Origin of the sequence: Bradyrhizobium sp. 199, from assembly GCF_023073355.1 — a bacterium.
Taxonomy (GTDB): domain Bacteria; phylum Pseudomonadota; class Alphaproteobacteria; order Rhizobiales; family Xanthobacteraceae; genus Bradyrhizobium.
The window spans coordinates 1,294,897-1,310,902 of record NZ_JADPJI010000005.1 but is presented as its reverse complement, the minus strand read 5'-3'; the positions used below and the strand labels follow the sequence as shown (position 1 = coordinate 1,310,902).

Here is a 16,006-nt window from a genome sequence, read left to right as displayed (position 1 = left end):
GGCGGCTCCCCGATCAGGAGCGATCATCTTGTCAATCCCCTCGGCCATTTCCGTCATTGACGATGATCGATCAGTCCGCCTCGCGACCAACAATCTGCTGAGGTCGCGGGGATACACGGTCAACATCTTTCGCTCCGCTGACGAATTTCTCCAATCGGCCGAACTGAAGAGGACGTCATGTGTGATCGCGGATGTCCAGATGTCGGTCATGGGCGGCGTTGATCTCTTGATGCACATGCGCAGCCTCGGTCACCACACGCCGTTCATCTTTATGACGGGCTTTCCTGACGCTGCCGTGCGCGACCGCGCGCTGAAAGCGGGCGCTATTTGCTTTCTCGCGAAGCCGTTCTCCACGCCCGCTCTGCTTGAATGTTTGCGGATGGCCCTGTCCGGCTCCGATCAAACCGAGACGTGATACGCCGGCGCGAGCCCCGGCGACGCGGCGCTCACTCCACCTTGATGTTCGCCGCCTTGATCATCGGCCACCATTTCGCGATCTCGGCCTTCTGGCGGTTGCCGAGCGCTTCGGGGGTGAGCTGATCCTGCGGTGTCATCTCCAGGCCCTGGCTTTCGAGCTGCTTCTTCACGGCGGGATCGTTGAGCGCTTCCACCGCCGCGGCATTGAGCCTGGTCACGATCTCCTTGGGTGTGCCCTTCGGCACCCACATGCCCGACCACAGCGTCATGTTGAAGCCCTTCAGCCCCGCCTCCTCCGCGGTCGGAATATCCGGTGCGGACGCGAGGCGCTTGTCGTCGGTGATGGCGTAGGCGCGGATAGTGCCGGCGCGGACCTGGCCGATGGAGTTGGAGGTCTGGTCGACGATGATGTCGATCTGGCCGGCGATGAGATCGTTCAGTGCGGGTGCGGTGCCGCGATAGGGCACGTATTGCAGCTTGATGCCGGAGACGCTTTCGAAATAAACGCCGGCGATGTGGCTGCCGGAGCCGGCGCCGGCAGTGCCCGCGGTCGGCGGCGAGGTGCGCGACTTCAGCCATTCCAGAAGTTCTTTCAGCGAGGTCGCGGGCACCCCGGTCTTGCTGACGACGATCATCGGATTGCTCGGCAGCAGCACCACCGGCTCGAGATCGGCGACGAGGTCGTATCTGAGCTTGTAGACGGCACCATTGGCCACATGGGTGCCGAGATGGCCGAAGGAGATGGTGTAGCCGTCCGGCGGCGATTGCACGGCGCGGCCGACGCCGATCGAGCCGCCCGCGCCGGTGACGTTCTCGATCACCATGGCCTGACCAAGCGCGACGCGCATCCGCTCGGCAAGCACCCGCGCCATCGCATCCGACGGCCCGCCGGCCGAGAAGGGAACGATGATGGTGATGGGATGGGAAGGATAGTCATCAGCGCGCGCGGCGCCTGAAACAGCGAGAATAGCAAACAGCGCAGCCCAGACGGCCTTCGTCATTGTCTTCTCCCCAGCGATGTCGCGTATTGGTTTGCTCTTCCCGCGTACGGGAAGAGGGATCGTTCGTGGCGTCTTGCCGCGCTAAAGCATGATCCGGAAAAGTGCGCAGCGGTTTTCCGATAAGATCATGCTTAAACAACAACCTAAAGCGCGATGGCGATTCATCCAAACCGCATCGCGCTTTAGAACTGGGAATAATCGATCGGCTTGTGACGGTCGAGCGTGCGGCTGACGGGCGGCAGCGGGTACTTCAGGCCGGTGGCGCAGTTGAACAGCATCACGCGATCACCCTTCGAGACGCGGCCGTCGGCGAGGCTGTCCTTGTAGGCGGCATAGGTGGCGGCGCCCTCGGGGCACAGCAAGAGCCCCTCCTCGCGCGCGACCTCGTTCAGCGCCGAGGAGATCTTGTCGTCGTCGACCGCGATAGCAAAGCCCTTGCTCTCACGCACCGCGCGCAGAATCAGGAAATCGCCGATCGCCTGCGGCACGCGGATTCCCGACGCAATGGTGTGGGCATCCTCCCAGCGGGTTGCATGCTCGGTGCCGGCATCATAGGCCCGCACCATCGGCGCGCAGCCGGAGGCCTGCACCGCGACCATGCGTGGGCGCTTGCTTCCGATGAAGCCGATCTTCTCGAGCTCGTCGAATGCCTTCCACATGCCGATCAGGCCGGTGCCGCCACCGGTCGGATAGAAGATCACATCGGGCACGTCCCAGCCGAGCTGCTCGGCGAGTTCGAGGCCCATCGTCTTCTTGCCCTCGATGCGGTACGGCTCCTTCAGCGTCGAGGTGTCGAACCAGCCGACCTTGGCCTTGCCCTCGCCGACGATCTTGCCGCAATCGTCGATATAGCCGTTGACGCGGTAGACGGTCGCGCCCTGCAGCTCGATTTCGCTGACATTCACCTCCGGCGTATCGGCCGGGCAGAAGATCGTGGTCTTGATGCCGCAGCTCGTGGCGTAAGCGGCCAGTGCCGCGCCGGCATTGCCGTTGGTCGGCATCGCCATGTGCTTGATTCCGAGCGCCTTGCCCATCGACACCGCCATTACGAGACCGCGCGCCTTGAACGAGCCGGTCGGCAACCGTCCCTCGTCCTTGACGATGATCTCGCCGCCGCCGAGCTTCGCACCCAGCTTCGGCAGCCGGATCAGCGGCGTCGTGACTTCGCCGAGTGAGACGATGTCCTGGCATTTGCGCACCGGCAGCAGCTCGCGATAGCGCCACATGTCGCCGGGCCGTTCCTTGAGCGCATCCTTCGTCAGCGCCTTCTTCACACCCGCCAGATCGTAGCGGACCAGCAGCGGCTTGCCCGCCTTAGAGAGGTTGTGGACCTGGTCGGCCGCGTAATGGTCACCCTCCATCGCGCATTCGAGATGGGTGACGAAGGTCGGGCGCTCGATGGTGAGGTTGTCGTTGTCGTGCATGGGTTGGTTTCCTTCTTATTTTGCAAACGACTCATTCTGCTCGTCATTGCGAGGAGCTCTTGCGACGAAGCAATCCAGAGTGTTACCGCGGAGGCATTCTGGATTGCTTCGCTTGGCTCGCAATGACGGCGGCTGTCAGATATTCAACACGCGCCCATACGCATCCAGCACGGCTTCCTTCATCATCTCCGACAGCGTCGGGTGCGGGAACACCGTGTGCATCAACTCTTCTTCCGTCGTCTCCAGGTTCATGGCGACGACATAGCCCTGGATCAGCTCGGTGACTTCCGCGCCGACCATGTGGGCGCCGAGCAGCTGGCCGGTCTTCTTGTCGAAGATCACCTTGACCAGGCCCTGATCCTCGCCGAGCGCGATGGCCTTGCCGTTGCCGACGAAGGGGAAGCGGCCGACGCGGATCTCGCGGCCGTTCTCCTTGGCCTTGGCTTCGGTGAGGCCGACCGAGGCCACTTGTGGCTGGCAATAGGTGCAGCCCGGGATCAGATTCTTGTCCATCGGGTGCGGATGCAGCCCCTTGATTGCCTCGACGCAGATCACGCCTTCATGCTCGGCCTTGTGAGCCAGCATGGGCGGGCCGGCGACGTCGCCGATGGCGTAGATGCCGGGAACGTTGGTCTTGCCATAGCCGTCGACGACGATGATGCCGCGATCGGTCTTCACGCCGACCTTTTCGAGTCCGAGATTCTCGATGTTGCCGACGACGCCGACCGCCGAGATCACGCGCTCGAACTCGGTCGTGACAGGCTTGCCCTTGCCGTCGTCGATGGTGGCGACGACGCTGTCGGCCTTCTTCTCCAGCTTGGTCACCTTGGTCGAGGACATGATCTTGATGCCCTGCTTCTCCAGGCGCTTGCGCGCAAGGCCGGCGATCTCGGCATCCTCGACGGGCAGGATCTGCGGCAGCACTTCGACGACAGTGACCTCGGAGCACATGGTGTGGAAGAACGAGGCGAACTCGATGCCGATCGCGCCGGAGCCGACCACCAGCAGCGACTTCGGCATCCGCTCCGGAACCATTGCCTCGAAATAGGTCCAGATCAGCTTCTTGTCAGGCTCGAGCCCCGGCAGCACACGCGGTCGCGCGCCAGTCGCGACGATGATGTGTTTTGCTTGATAGCTCCCCTCGCCCAGCGCCCCCTTGGGACCTTGGACGTCGGATTTCTTCACGGTGACCTTGCCGGGCGCGTCGATCGAGGCCGCGCCCCAGATGACGCTGACCTTGTTCTTCTTCATCAGGAAACCGACGCCGTCATTCAGGCGCTTGGAGACACCGCGCGAGCGCTGCACCACGGCCTTCGGGTCAAACGAGACCTTCTCCGCCGAGAGCCCGTAATCCTTGGCGTGCTGCATGTAGTGATAGATCTCGGCCGAACGCAGCAGCGCCTTGGTCGGGATGCAGCCCCAGTTCAGGCAGATGCCGCCGAGATAGGATTTTTCGACAATTGCGACCTTGAAGCCGAGCTGGGCAGCCCGGATCGCGGTGACGTAGCCGCCGGGTCCGGAGCCGATGATGATGACGTCGAAGGATGTATCGGCCATGGCGGCTCCCGTTCAACTCACGTGGATGCGCCGCGGGCGCGACGCCTGGAAATCAAAACCCGGACCAGCCATTCGAGTAGGGTCGCGCCGGCCATGCTGGCCAGCACGATCAGAACGACCGCCTGGCCGATGCTCCTTGCCAGCTGCTCGCCGGCAAAGAACGCGGAATGCAGAACGTCGAGCCCGACCGGATTGAGCACAAGCACGGCCGAGAGCAACAGGGAGATCCAGGGCCAGCGCGTTCGCATTCACCCTGCGCCTCCCCGTCAGACCATCATCATGACGGGATTTTCGATCAGCTGCTTGAAGGCACCGATCAGCTCGGCGCCGAGCGCGCCGTCGATGGCGCGGTGATCGCACGACAGCGTCACGCTCATCATGCTCGCGATCTCGATCTTGCCGCCGCGCACGACTGGCCGTTCTTCGCTGGTGCCGACCGCGAGGATGGTGGCATGCGGTGGATTGATCACGGCGGTGAAGTGGCTGATGCCGAACATGCCGAGATTCGAGACAGCCGTCGTGCCGCCCTGGTACTCTTCGGGCTTCAGCTTGCGCGAGCGGGCGCGTGTCGCAAAATCCTTCATCTCGTTGGAGATGGTCGAGAGCGTCTTGGTCTCGGCCTTGCGGATGATCGGCGTGATCAGGCCCCCCGGCATCGCCACCGCAACGCCGACGTCGGAATGGTGGTGCTTGACCATGCCCGATTCGGTCCAGCTCACATTGCAGTTCGGGATCTTCTGCAGTGCGACCGCCATCGCCTTGATGACGAAGTCGTTGACCGAGATCTTGTAGAGCGGCTTCTTCTCCTTGTCCTTGGGAGCAGCCGCATTGATCTCCTCGCGGGCGGCAAGCAGCTTGCCGATGTCGCAGTCGATGGTGAGATAGAAGTGCGGGACGTTCTGGATCGACGCGGTCAGGCGCTGTGCGATGGTGCGGCGCATGCCGTCATGCGGGACGACGTCGTAGGAGCCCGGCTCGAAGAGCGACAGGATCTGCTTGTCCGACATGGTCGGGGCGATCGAGGACGCGCCTGATGGCGTCGCGGCGGCCGCCTTGAGGCCCTTGCCTGACTTGGCCTGCTCCACATCGCGCGCGACCACGCGGCCGTGCGGCCCGGTGCCGGTCACCATCGACACGTCGATGCCGGCATCCTTGGCAAGACGCCGCGCCAGCGGCGATGAGAAGACGCGGCCGCCGTGCCCGTTGCTCTGCGCGGCCGGTGCGGCCTGCGGCGCGGATGCTGCGGCGGGAGCCGACGCGGCCTTGGGCGCGGCAGGCGCAGCTGCGGGAGCCGGCGCTGCAGCCGGTGCTTCAGCAGCTTTCGGAGGCGCGGCCGACGCGCTGGGCTTGGCGGCGCCCGCCGCCTTCACGTCCTCGCCCTCGCCGGCGAGCACCGCGATCACGTCGTTGACCGGAACATCCTGCGTACCCTCGGGCACCAGGATCTTGGCGATCGTGCCCTCGTCGATGGCCTCGACCTCCATGGTGGCCTTGTCGGTCTCGATCTCGGCGATGACGTCGCCGGATTTGACCTTGTCGCCTTCCTTCTTCAGCCACTTGGCGAGGTTGCCCTTCTCCATCGTCGGCGAAAGAGCGGGCATCAGGATGTTGATGGGCATGCTGACCTCACGAAGAGCTTCTCAAAAATTCGTCTCCAAAAGCGAAGACGAACAGACCAGGTTTAGTTGCCGATGTCGCCTTGCCACAGGCGCTCATTGGCAGGATTGGAACGCCAATTCTTCATCATGGTGATGGAACGGTCGTCGGCAAGATCGATCCAGGGAATGCCGAACTTGTCGAGGATGTCCTTGGATCCCTCGAAGGTGACGGATTCTCCGATCACCACCAGCTTCACCTTGAACAGCGCGAGCGCGCCGGCGCACATCGAGCATGGCGACAGCGTGGTGTACATGATTGTGTCGTGGAACGAGATCGCGCCGGCTTCGCGCAGGCAGCTCATCTCGCCATGCAGGATCGGATTGTTCTCCTGCACGCGATTGTTGTGGCCGCGGGCGATGATCTTGTTGTCGCGCGTCAGCACGGCGCCGATCGGCAGGCCGCCCTGCGCGATCGAAGCCTCCGCCTCGCGGATCGCCTCCAGCATGAAATCGAAATGATAGGAGTCGACCCCCACGGTCAGTGTCCCTTCCCGCGCGGCGTCGTGGTGCCGGTGTCGGTGGGACGCTCGATCTCGGCCTGGAACATCTCGATGATCCGGTTCAGCGCGTCCTCCTCGGTGTATTCGCTCTCGCGCGCATAGGCACGCGCGGCGTGACGGGCGAGATCGACGAGCAAGAGGCCCCACATGTCCGGCTCATCGAAGGCCCGCTGGAACGCCATCGACAGCCCGCCGTCCAGCACGAACACGCGCAGGATCTCGACCGCGTCGTCGCGGGTCATGACGTCGGGCGGCAGCGGCTGCTCCTTCGGGCCCGCCATGATCTACCTGTAGCAGACGGCTTTGGCGGCCTCGACGACCTCCGCCGCCGAGGGCAGCGCGAGCTTCTCCAAATTGGCGGCATAGGGCATCGGCACGTCCTTGCCGGAGACACGCGTCACAGGCGCGTCCAGATAGTCGAAGGCGTTCTCCATGATGCGGGCGGCGATCTCGGCGCCGACGCCGCTCTGGGCCCAGCCCTCTTCCACCGTGACGGCGCGGCCGGTCTTCTTGACCGAGTTGATGATGGTCTCGGTGTCCATGGGACGCAGCGTGCGCAAGTCGATCACCTCGGCCTCGATGCCCTCCTTGGCGAGCTCGTCGGCGGCCTTCAGCGCATAGGTCATGCCGTTCGACCAAGAGATGATGCTGACGTGGCTGCCCGAACGCACGATACGGGCTTTGCCGATCGGGATCACGAAATCGTCGAGCTTGGGCACTTGGCCGGTATGACCGTAGAGCACCTCGTTCTCGAGGAAGATCACCGGATTGGGATCGCGGATCGCAGCCTTGAGCAGGCCCTTGTAGTCCGCTGCCGAGAACGGCGCGACGACCTTGAGGCCCGGAACGTTCGAATACCAGGCCGAGTAGTCCTGGCTGTGCTGGGCGGCAACGCGGGCGGCCGCTCCGTTCGGGCCGCGGAATACGATCGAGCAGCCCATCTGACCGCCGGACATATACAGCGTCTTGGCCGCGGAGTTGATGATCTGGTCGATCGCCTGCATGGCGAAGTTGAAGGTCATGAACTCGACGATCGGCTTGAGGCCGGTCATCGCGGCGCCGACGCCGACGCCGGCAAAGCCGTGCTCGGTGATCGGGGTGTCGATGACGCGCCTGGCGCCGAACTCCTGGAGCAACCCTTGCGTGACCTTGTAGGCGCCCTGATATTCGGCAACCTCTTCGCCCATCACGAACACGTCGGGATCACGGCGCATTTCCTCGGCCATGGCATCGCGCAAGGCTTCGCGGATGGTCTGCGTCACCATCTCGGTGCCTTCAGGCACTTCGGGATCTGGCTCGGGGACGGCCTGCGGTGCGGGAGCAGCCTTGGGTTGGGGTGCTTCGGCCTTAGCAGCGGCAGGCGGCGCGGACTCCGCGGCCTTCTGCTGCTGTGCGGGCGCCGGCGCCTTGGCCAGATCGCCCGCGCTTTCGCCGTCCGCCAAAATGGTCGCGATCGGCGTATTCACCGCGACGTCGGCGGTGCCCTCGGGGATCAGGATCTTGCCAAGCGTGCCCTCGTCGGTCGCCTCGACCTCCATGGTCGCCTTGTCGGTCTCGATCTCGGCGATGACGTCGCCGGATTTGATCGTCTCGCCCTCTTTCTTCAGCCATTTGGCGAGGTTGCCCTTTTCCATCGTGGGCGACAACGCGGGCATCAGCACTTGAATTGGCATATCGGCTCCAAAAGAAAGCTTGCGCGCGTTCAGCGGTAAATGTCGGTCCAGAGCTCGGCGGCATCCGGCTCGGGATCATGCTGGGCGAAATCGGCGGAGGCGTTGACGATGTCGCGCACCTCGGCGTCGATCGCCTTCAGATCCTGCTCGCTGACCTTGGCGGCCAACAGGCGGTTGCGCACCTGCTCGATCGGGTCCTGATCGTGGCGGACTTTTTCGACCTCTTCCCGCGTTCTGTACTTTGCGGGATCGGACATCGAGTGGCCGCGATAGCGATAGGTCTGCATCTCCAGGATGAAGGGCCCCTTGCCGGCACGGCACCAGGCCGCCGCCTCGTCGCCGGCGGCTTTGACGGCGCGAACGTCCATGCCGTCGACCTGCTGGCCGGGAATATTGAAGGAGGCCCCGCGCTTGGAGAAATCCTGCTGCGCCGACGCGCGCGAGACCGAGGTGCCCATGGCGTAGCGGTTGTTCTCGATGACGAAGATCACCGGCAGTTTCCAGAGCTCCGCCATGTTGAAGCTCTCATAGACCTGGCCCTGGTTGGCCGCGCCGTCGCCGAAATAGGTGACGCTGACATTGTCGTTGCCGCGATAGTGATTGGCGAAGGCAAGCCCGGTGCCGAGCGAGACCTGGGCGCCGACGATGCCGTGGCCGCCGTAAAAGTGCTTCTCCTTGCTGAACATGTGCATGGAGCCGCCCTTGCCCTTGGAATAGCCGCCGCGGCGGCCCGTGAGCTCGGCCATGACGCCGTTGGCGTCCATGCCGGTGGCGAGCATGTGGCCGTGATCGCGGTAGCCCGTGATGACCTGATCGCCCTGCTTCAGGGCCATCTGCATGCCGACCACCACGGCCTCCTGGCCGATATAGAGGTGGCAGAAGCCGCCGATCGCGCCCATGCCGTAGAGCTGGCCGGCCTTTTCCTCGAACCGCCGAATCAGGAGCATGTCCCGGAAGGCCTTGAGCTCCTGCTCCCTGGTGAATTCCGGGGGCGAACCGCCGTCGGGCTTGTCCTGTGGAGTGCTTGCGGCGGCTTTCTTGGGTGCGGCCATAGGAATTCCGGGTCAGAGAAAACTTTCGTCCTCTCTAACCCAAGTCAAACGCCCTTGGAAAGCACCGCGGCGACATGGCACGACTTTCATTATGCCGCAGTGCAACGTTGTCGAAATATTGCAAAATCTTTGGCGCCGATCGGGCAACAATTCTATGCGCCTCACACGTGCGCAGGTTCGTGACTACTGCTCAGTTGCAGCCCGAAGAAGCTCGGCTTCTTCTGATCGGTCGGCGGGCGCCCGCGAGCGCCGCTTCATGGTCATAGATCGGAACGGCGCTGCAGCTCAGAAGCGTGTTGCGGGTGAAGAAATGCTGGTCGCGATCGGTCGTCAACGGACGCTGCTCGACGAGGCATGTGCCGATGCCGCCGGGATCGAGATGATGCATCTGGACGAACGGGGCCACGAGGCCACGAGCGCGGCGCGTGCCGCCCGCCCTGACGCGACGGTGGCCTCGACAGGGGCCGCGTGATGCCGGGCATTGTCCCAATCATCACAGTTTCCTCCGGATGACAGATTAGAACGTGCCGGCGCTGCCTGATTGATCTGCGTCAACTTGGGCGACCGCGACAGAAGCCATGAGCCCGCTGCGGCGCTGCCATTGAGGCGGCCAACCGGTTACCAGCTTACGACCGTCGCAGCAGCCAACGGCGCGGTGATCGGATTTGGGCAGCGGCTTTCGCGTCTGTTTCGAAAGCTGCGGAAGACGCTACTTCGCCGGGATCATCCGTACGAGATCGCGCGGATTGACGTAGTCGAGCTGGAAGCGCGCCCGCTCATCGAGCATGTCGGGGTCGATCCTCTCGGACCGCAGCAGCGACACCCGCTGCTCGCTCCTGGCGCGCTCGCGCTTGAGCTGGGCCAGTTCGCTGGTCAGCGCGATGATCTCCTGGTCGAGTTCCTGGCGGGCGTTGAGGCCGTATTTGCCGGTATAGGCGTTGACGCCGAAATAGCCGACGATGGCGGCCGCCATCGCGTAGAGGGCAAGGCCGGTCAGGATCGATTTCAGGCGCGCGCGGGAGACCATCCTTTGAAGATGGGACAGGTTGGTTAAGGGAGTGCTAATTCGGGGGAGCCGGTCCCTGCCGCATTTGACCCTCATGGTGAGGAGGCGCGAAGCGCCGTCTCGAACCATGCAGGCCCGACTGTCCCCGCAGCCATCCTTCGAGACGACCGCTTCGCGATCTCCTCAGGATGAGGACTTCCGGACTGGCCGCGGGGATATTTGGCCTCAGCCGTGGTACTTGGCGACGTGGGCCGCGAAGGCGTCGATATAGGCCTGGAGCACGGGCTTGAGCGACTCCTTGGTCAGATTGCCGTCAGCATCAAAGGCGTCTCCGACCGCGTTCAGATAGGCCTCGGGCTGCTGCATGATCGGGCCGGAAATGCCCGGCAGGATGTTCTGCAGCGTCTTGGCGGCGCTGACGCCGCCGAGCGGTCCTGGCGAGTTCGAGATGATGCCGACCGGCTTGCCGTTGAACGAGCTCTTGCCATAGGGGCGCGAAGCCACGTCGATGGCATTCTTCAGCACGCCCGGGATGGCGCGGTTGTATTCGGGCGTGACGAAGATGATGCCGTCGGACTTCTGAAGCTTGTCGCGGAAGGCCAGCCAGTCGGCGGGCGGCGCACCTTCGAGGTCCTGGTTGAAGAACGAGATGCCCGCCGGCGTGATGACCTCGAGCTTGAGCGTATCAGGCGCGAGCTTGGCCAGCGCGTTGGCGATCTTCAGCGAAAAGCTGTCCTTGCGCAGGCTGCCGGCGATTACGACGATGTTGTAGGCCATGAGGTGTCCTTGAAACCTGGAGGGAAAGTGCCGGACGGCACTTAAGCGAACCCGACCAATGGATGCAAGTGCATGAATTGGCCGGATTTGGAAACCCTGTGTTTCGCGAAAGCAGATGGTCGCCCAAAACAACCGGGCCGCCAAGCGGCGGCCCGGTTTTTCACCCAAATGTCTGATTCAGATCAGATCGTCGGATTCCATGCCGACGGGATCAGGCGATATTTGGCGCCGTCCTTCTGGACATGGCCGACCGACGGGAACGTGAAGTGGAAGCCCACCACCGTCGCCTTCTCCGCCGCCGCCATGTCGTAGAATTTGTGGCGCGTCTCCTGCGCCAGCGCGGCATCGTAGTCGAACATCACGTGCCAGTCCGGATTGCGCAGGAAGAATTCCGGAATGTTGGTGACGTCGGACTGGATCAGCACCTTGGCGTCCCCCGAGGCGACTGCGAACGAGGTGTGGCCCGGGGTGTGGCCCGGCGTCGCGATCGAAGTGATGCCCGGCGCGACCTCCTTGCCCCACTCGTACTTGGTGACCTTGGACTCGAGGCCGGCGAAGGTCTTCTTCACGTTGGCAAAGTAGTTCTTCATCATCGGATTGGACTCGGCTTTGCCGGCGTTGTCCTCGCTGGTCCAGAACTCCCAGTCCTTGCCCGGCACCATGATCTCCGCATTGGGGAATGCGAGCGAGCCGTCGGCAAGGCGAATGCCGTTGGTGTGATCAGGGTGCAGATGCGACAGCAGCACGACGTCGATGTTCTTGGGGTCGACGCCGGCAGCCTGGAGGTTCTGCAGCGTGCGGCCGACCGCGCCCTTGCTCGCCTCGAAATTCGCAATACCGTTGCCGGTGTCGATCAGGACCAGCTTGGAGCCGGTGTTGATGAGCTGCGGGTTGAACGGCACCGTGACCATGCCCTTCGGCATGTAGGCTGCTTCGCCCGCGGCCAGCGCTTCGTCCTTCGACAAATTGGCGACGAACTTGTCCGGCATCGGGAAGGTGCGCGCACCGTCATTGATCGAGGTGCACTCGTAGCTGCCGACCTTGTAGCGATAGAAGCCCGGCGCCTGCGTCCCGGCTTGCGGCACTGCAGCCTCGACGGTGGCGGGCCCAAGCCCGGTAAAGGCAGCCGCGCCTATGGCGGCAGCGCCTGCGAACAGGTGACGACGATTTAAATCAGTCATGGAGAGGTCCCCTTCTGAGCGCCCGCGGTTTTCCGCTTTCAAATGACGGCGGAATAATCTCCGGCTGCGCTCAGAAGGCAAGACCTTCCTTCGGTGACCTGCGGTCGCAGATCACGATTATTTATTCGGATTGATGAGGAATTTTTCACCGGTGGCGCGTTTGGCGTAAACCGCGATGTTGGCGGGATCGAGCACCTCGGTCAGCGACACCACCTTGGTGTAGTGACTGGCGAAGGTGGTCTTGAGCTCGGACGCGACGCGCTGGCGCAGGCGACCGATCTCGGCCGGACCGATCTTCTGGAGGAACGGCGTCAGCAGCCAGCCACCGACGCCCCAGGTCAGACCAAACGACCGGCTCAATTCGGTCGGGCGGCTGTCCAGGCTGCCGTAGATATAGACCTGCTTGTACACGTTGGAGCCGTAGCGGCTGTATTCCTTCGCGGTCTTGTTGGCGGCAACTTCCATGGCGGTCAGAATCTGGCTCGCCAGCTTGCCGCCGCCGATGGCATCGAAGGCGATGGTGGCGCCGGTCTCGACCAGCGCATTGGCAAGATCGTCGGTGAAATCAGGCGCACTGGAATTCACGACGTGCTTGGCGCCTATCTTGTGCAGGATGTCGGCCTGCTCCTTGCTCCTGACGATGTTGACAAGGCCGATGCCGTCCTTGATGCAGATCTTGTTGAGCATCTGGCCGAGATTGGACGCAGCGGCGGTGTGAACGAGCGCCTTGTGGTTCTCCCGCCGCATCGTCTCGGTCATGCCGAGCGCGGTCAGCGGATTGACGAACCAGGACGCGCCGTCGGCGGCCGTGGTGCCCGCCGGCAGTTCCATGACATCGCGGACCTTCAGCACGCGGTACTGCGTGTACATCGCGCCGCCGATCATCGATACCGTCGTGCCCATCAGCGCCTTCGCCGCGTCCGACGATCCGGCCCCGATCACCGTGCCGGCGCCCTCGTTGCCGACCGGCAGCGACTGATCGAGCCGGGCGCCCATCATCCGCATCGCAGCCTCAGGCATCGTCGCGGTGATGACCGGCATCTCCTTCGTGCCGGAGGCCTTGGCGGCCGACATGTCGGCGGCCCCGATCAGGAGCCCGAGGTCGGAGGGGTTGATCGGCGTGGCCTCGACGCGAACCACGACCTCGTCGTCGGCGGGCTCCGGCGTCGGGACATTCACGAGGGACAATTCCAGCTCGCCGCTCTTCTTCAGCAGCGAACGCAGTTGCAGTCCGGTCTTGCCGTCGCTCATGTCGATCCTCCCCAATCTTGGTGAGGCGCTGACTTATGCCAGCGCCTTCAGTGCCGCCTTGCCGCCGTAGAGCGCCTGCTTGCCGAGCTGCTGCTCGATGCGCAGGAGCTGGTTGTATTTGGCGGTCCGATCGGACCGCGCAAGGGAGCCGGTCTTGATCTGACCGCAGTTCGTGGCGACCGCGAGGTCAGCGATGGTGGAATCCTCGGTCTCGCCCGAGCGGTGCGACATCACCGAGGTGTAGCCCGCCTTGTGCGCCATCTCGACGGCGGCGAGCGTCTCGGTCAACGTGCCGATCTGGTTGACCTTGATCAGGATCGAATTGGCGCGGCCCGCCTTGATGCCCTCGGCGAGGCGCTTGACGTTGGTGACGAAGAGATCGTCGCCGACAAGCTGGCACTTCTTGCCGACGAGGTCGGTGAGCTCCTTCCAGCCGTCCATGTCGTCTTCCGACATGCCGTCCTCAATGGTGACGATCGGATAGCGCGAGACGAGGTCGGCGAGGTATTTGGCCTGCTCGGAGATCGAGCGGGACTTGCCCTCGCCCTCATAGACGTATTTGCCGCCCTTGAAGAACTCGGTCGAGGCGCAGTCGAGGCCGAGCACGATGTCGGAGCCCGCCTTGAAGCCGGCCTTGCCGATCGCGTTCATGACGAAATCGAGCGCGGCGTCGGCCGACGGCAGGTTCGGGGCAAAGCCGCCCTCATCGCCGACATTGGTGTTGTGACCGGCTTTCTTCAGCTCGGACTTCAGCGTGTGGAAGACCTCCGCGCCGTAGCGCAGCCCCTCGGCGAAGGATGTCGCGCCGACGGGGAGAATCATGAATTCCTGGAAGTCGATCGGGTTGTCGGCATGCACGCCGCCATTGATGATGTTCATCATCGGCACCGGCAAGAGGCGCGCCGAGGTGCCGCCGACATAACGGTAGAGCGGCATGTCGAGCGAGTTCGCCGCCGCCTTGGCGCAGGCGAGCGAGACGCCGAGGATGGCGTTGGCCCCGAGCCGGCTCTTGTTCGCCGTGCCGTCGAGGTCGATCATGATCTGGTCGATCTGGGCCTGCTGCTCGACATCGAGACCGCTGAGGGCCTCGAAGATCTCGCCGTTGACGGCGCCGACGGCCTTGGTGACGCCCTTGCCGAGATAGCGGGCCTTGTCGCCGTCGCGCAGTTCCACCGCCTCATGGGCGCCCGTAGAGGCACCCGACGGCACCGCTGCGCGGCCGAGCGCGCCATCCTCCAGCACGACATCGACTTCGACGGTGGGATTGCCCCGGCTGTCGAGGATTTCGCGGCCGATGATGTCAATGATGGCGGTCATGTGCACTTCCGTTCGTTGGAGCTGATCGGTTCGCCGCGGGTCTTACACGGGCCGCAAGCAAATGTGAACGCTTGGACGTGCCGCTTGGACTGACGCGTCAAGCGGGCGGGGCTAAGCTTGAAACCGACTGATCTGCGCGTCCAACCTCAATCTGAACCAGCCGGGGTAACGCCATGAATCGCCGCCAATTTCTTGCTTCCAGCGCTGCCCTGGTCGCCGCCCGCCCAGGTTTTGCCGAGGAGGGTCCGTTCCGGACTAAATATTTCCCGATCAGTGCCGGCATCGGCCTGCATGATCTCGCGCCCGCCCCTGACGGTTCGGTCTGGTTCACGGCGCAGGGCAAAGGCCTGCTCGGCAGACTCGATCCCCGGGATGGCCGTTTCAAGACGGTCAGCCTTGGTCAAGGCGCCGCTCCGCATGGCGTGACCATCGGCCCCGATGGCGCGCCCTGGATCACCGAAGGCGGCCAGAACGCGATCGCGCGGGTCGATCCGTCCGACCTCCAGGTCAAGCTGTTCCGCCTGCCGGAAAAGTTCGCCTTCGCCAATCTCAACACCGGCGTGTTCGACAAGGAAGGCACCTATTGGTTCACCGGCCAGTCCGGCTATTACGGCCGCCTCGCGCCGAAGTCAGGCGACATGAATGTGTTCAGGGCGCCCAAGGGCGTCGGTCCCTACGGCATCACGGTGACGCCCAAGGGCGATATCTGGTACGCCTCTCTCGCCGGAAGCTACATCGCGAAGATCGACCGTACGACAGGCAGTGCCAGCGTTGTCGAGCCGCCGACGCCGAACCAGGGTTCGCGGCGCGTGTGGTCGGACTCGAAAAGCCGGATTTGGGTCAGCGAATGGAATAGCGGTCACGTCTCGGTGCACGATCCCGCCGATGGCTCGTGGAAGACCTGGAAACTGCCGGGCGAACGCCCCCGCGCCTACGCCGTCTTCGTCGACGACAAGGACAAGGTCTGGTTGACCGACTTCGCCGCCAACGCCATCGTTCGCTTCGATCCTGCTACGGAGAAGTTCAACGTGTTCGCCAGCGACAAGGCGAATGCCGCCGTGCGCCAGCTCGACGGCAGGCCGGGCGAGCTCTGGGGCTGCGAGTCCGGTAACGACCGAATCGTCGCGGTCCAGACCATCGCCGCCGGTTGACGACAGCGCCATTTGCGTCCATCCCGGCACCCTCTGGAGCG

General features: G+C 63.8%; 16 protein-coding genes and 1 pseudogene. 2 read left to right on the top strand and 15 right to left on the bottom strand.

Going from position 1 to position 16,006, the window contains the following annotated elements:
• The first annotated feature begins 28 nt into the window (after positions 1-28).
• Positions 29-415 carry a response regulator gene (locus IVB28_RS14750; RefSeq protein ID WP_247527130.1) on the top strand — a complete coding sequence of 129 codons (387 nt, stop codon included), beginning with the start codon at positions 29-31 and terminating at the stop codon, positions 413-415.
• Between the two features lie 31 nt (positions 416-446).
• Here the strand turns inward: IVB28_RS14750 and IVB28_RS14745 are convergent, their stop codons facing one another.
• The 15 genes and pseudogenes from IVB28_RS14745 to eno all read right to left on the bottom strand — a co-directional run bounded on the left by IVB28_RS14745 (position 447) and on the right by eno (position 14,814).
• Entirely contained in the window at positions 447-1,418 is a 972-nt protein-coding gene (locus tag IVB28_RS14745; RefSeq protein WP_247527129.1) for a tripartite tricarboxylate transporter substrate binding protein BugD, read from the bottom strand.
• Positions 1,419-1,600: 182 nt separating this feature from the next.
• Complete coding sequence (locus IVB28_RS14740) at positions 1,601-2,842, bottom strand: threonine synthase (protein ID WP_247527128.1); 1,242 nt, start codon at positions 2,840-2,842, stop codon at positions 1,601-1,603.
• A gap of 135 nt (positions 2,843-2,977) precedes the next feature.
• On the bottom strand, positions 2,978-4,399 hold the full coding sequence (lpdA, locus tag IVB28_RS14735; RefSeq protein ID WP_247527127.1) for a dihydrolipoyl dehydrogenase: 1,422 nt from the start codon (positions 4,397-4,399) through the stop codon (positions 2,978-2,980).
• 17 nt (positions 4,400-4,416) lie between these two features.
• Positions 4,417-4,647, bottom strand: coding sequence for a hypothetical protein (locus IVB28_RS14730; RefSeq protein ID WP_247527125.1), 231 nt, complete (start codon positions 4,645-4,647; stop codon positions 4,417-4,419).
• Positions 4,648-4,665: 18 nt separating this feature from the next.
• Complete coding sequence (locus tag IVB28_RS14725) at positions 4,666-6,018, bottom strand: pyruvate dehydrogenase complex dihydrolipoamide acetyltransferase (RefSeq protein WP_247527123.1); 1,353 nt, start codon at positions 6,016-6,018, stop codon at positions 4,666-4,668.
• Positions 6,019-6,080: 62 nt separating this feature from the next.
• Positions 6,081-6,533 (bottom strand): nucleoside deaminase, encoded by a 453-nt coding sequence (locus tag IVB28_RS14720; protein ID WP_247527122.1) that lies wholly within the window; start codon positions 6,531-6,533, stop codon positions 6,081-6,083.
• A gap of 2 nt (positions 6,534-6,535) precedes the next feature.
• A complete protein-coding gene (locus tag IVB28_RS14715) occupies positions 6,536-6,838 on the bottom strand; it encodes a DUF5076 domain-containing protein (protein WP_247527121.1) in 303 nt (100 codons plus the stop codon).
• A 3-nt stretch (positions 6,839-6,841) separates the two neighbouring features.
• A complete protein-coding gene (locus IVB28_RS14710; protein WP_247527120.1) occupies positions 6,842-8,230 on the bottom strand; it encodes a pyruvate dehydrogenase complex E1 component subunit beta in 1,389 nt (462 codons plus the stop codon).
• A gap of 29 nt (positions 8,231-8,259) precedes the next feature.
• On the bottom strand, positions 8,260-9,282 hold the full coding sequence (pdhA, locus tag IVB28_RS14705) for a pyruvate dehydrogenase (acetyl-transferring) E1 component subunit alpha (protein ID WP_247527119.1): 1,023 nt from the start codon (positions 9,280-9,282) through the stop codon (positions 8,260-8,262).
• Positions 9,283-9,520: 238 nt separating this feature from the next.
• A pseudogene (locus tag IVB28_RS29495) lies at positions 9,521-9,798 on the bottom strand (hypothetical protein); the annotation flags it as partial.
• A 193-nt stretch (positions 9,799-9,991) separates the two neighbouring features.
• Complete coding sequence (locus IVB28_RS14695; protein ID WP_028141594.1) at positions 9,992-10,309, bottom strand: septum formation initiator family protein; 318 nt, start codon at positions 10,307-10,309, stop codon at positions 9,992-9,994.
• A 204-nt stretch (positions 10,310-10,513) separates the two neighbouring features.
• Positions 10,514-11,065 carry an NAD(P)H-dependent oxidoreductase gene (locus tag IVB28_RS14690; protein ID WP_247527118.1) on the bottom strand — a complete coding sequence of 184 codons (552 nt, stop codon included), beginning with the start codon at positions 11,063-11,065 and terminating at the stop codon, positions 10,514-10,516.
• A gap of 182 nt (positions 11,066-11,247) precedes the next feature.
• Entirely contained in the window at positions 11,248-12,246 is a 999-nt protein-coding gene (locus IVB28_RS14685; protein WP_247527117.1) for an MBL fold metallo-hydrolase, read from the bottom strand.
• Positions 12,247-12,363: 117 nt separating this feature from the next.
• Positions 12,364-13,497 (bottom strand): zinc-binding dehydrogenase, encoded by a 1,134-nt coding sequence (locus IVB28_RS14680; RefSeq protein WP_247527116.1) that lies wholly within the window; start codon positions 13,495-13,497, stop codon positions 12,364-12,366.
• Positions 13,498-13,530: 33 nt separating this feature from the next.
• On the bottom strand, positions 13,531-14,814 hold the full coding sequence (eno, locus tag IVB28_RS14675) for a phosphopyruvate hydratase (RefSeq protein WP_247527115.1): 1,284 nt from the start codon (positions 14,812-14,814) through the stop codon (positions 13,531-13,533).
• A gap of 173 nt (positions 14,815-14,987) precedes the next feature.
• On the opposite strand from eno, the gene IVB28_RS14670 reads away from it, so the two are divergent.
• Positions 14,988-15,965, top strand: coding sequence for a lyase (locus IVB28_RS14670; protein ID WP_247527114.1), 978 nt, complete (start codon positions 14,988-14,990; stop codon positions 15,963-15,965).
• Positions 15,966-16,006 lie beyond the last annotated feature (41 nt).

Excerpts from the sequence above, each read along its gene's own strand:
- IVB28_RS14725 (WP_247527123.1), bottom strand. The coding sequence starts at position 6,018 with ATGCCCATCAACATCCTGATGCCCGCTCTTTCGCCGACGATGGAGAAG.
- eno (WP_247527115.1), bottom strand. The coding sequence starts at position 14,814 with ATGACCGCCATCATTGACATCATCGGCCGCGAAATCCTCGACAGCCGG.
- IVB28_RS14740 (WP_247527128.1), bottom strand. The coding sequence starts at position 2,842 with ATGCACGACAACGACAACCTCACCATCGAGCGCCCGACCTTCGTCACC.
- IVB28_RS14745 (WP_247527129.1), bottom strand. The coding sequence starts at position 1,418 with ATGACGAAGGCCGTCTGGGCTGCGCTGTTTGCTATTCTCGCTGTTTCA.
- pdhA (WP_247527119.1), bottom strand. The coding sequence starts at position 9,282 with ATGGCCGCACCCAAGAAAGCCGCCGCAAGCACTCCACAGGACAAGCCC.
- IVB28_RS14685 (WP_247527117.1), bottom strand. The coding sequence starts at position 12,246 with ATGACTGATTTAAATCGTCGTCACCTGTTCGCAGGCGCTGCCGCCATA.
- IVB28_RS14715 (WP_247527121.1), bottom strand. The coding sequence starts at position 6,838 with ATGGCGGGCCCGAAGGAGCAGCCGCTGCCGCCCGACGTCATGACCCGC.
- IVB28_RS14695 (WP_028141594.1), bottom strand. The coding sequence starts at position 10,309 with ATGGTCTCCCGCGCGCGCCTGAAATCGATCCTGACCGGCCTTGCCCTC.
- IVB28_RS14690 (WP_247527118.1), bottom strand. The coding sequence starts at position 11,065 with ATGGCCTACAACATCGTCGTAATCGCCGGCAGCCTGCGCAAGGACAGC.
- lpdA (WP_247527127.1), bottom strand. The coding sequence starts at position 4,399 with ATGGCCGATACATCCTTCGACGTCATCATCATCGGCTCCGGACCCGGC.
- IVB28_RS14670 (WP_247527114.1), top strand. The coding sequence starts at position 14,988 with ATGAATCGCCGCCAATTTCTTGCTTCCAGCGCTGCCCTGGTCGCCGCC.
- IVB28_RS14680 (WP_247527116.1), bottom strand. The coding sequence starts at position 13,497 with ATGAGCGACGGCAAGACCGGACTGCAACTGCGTTCGCTGCTGAAGAAG.
- IVB28_RS14710 (WP_247527120.1), bottom strand. The coding sequence starts at position 8,230 with ATGCCAATTCAAGTGCTGATGCCCGCGTTGTCGCCCACGATGGAAAAG.
- IVB28_RS14730 (WP_247527125.1), bottom strand. The coding sequence starts at position 4,647 with ATGCGAACGCGCTGGCCCTGGATCTCCCTGTTGCTCTCGGCCGTGCTT.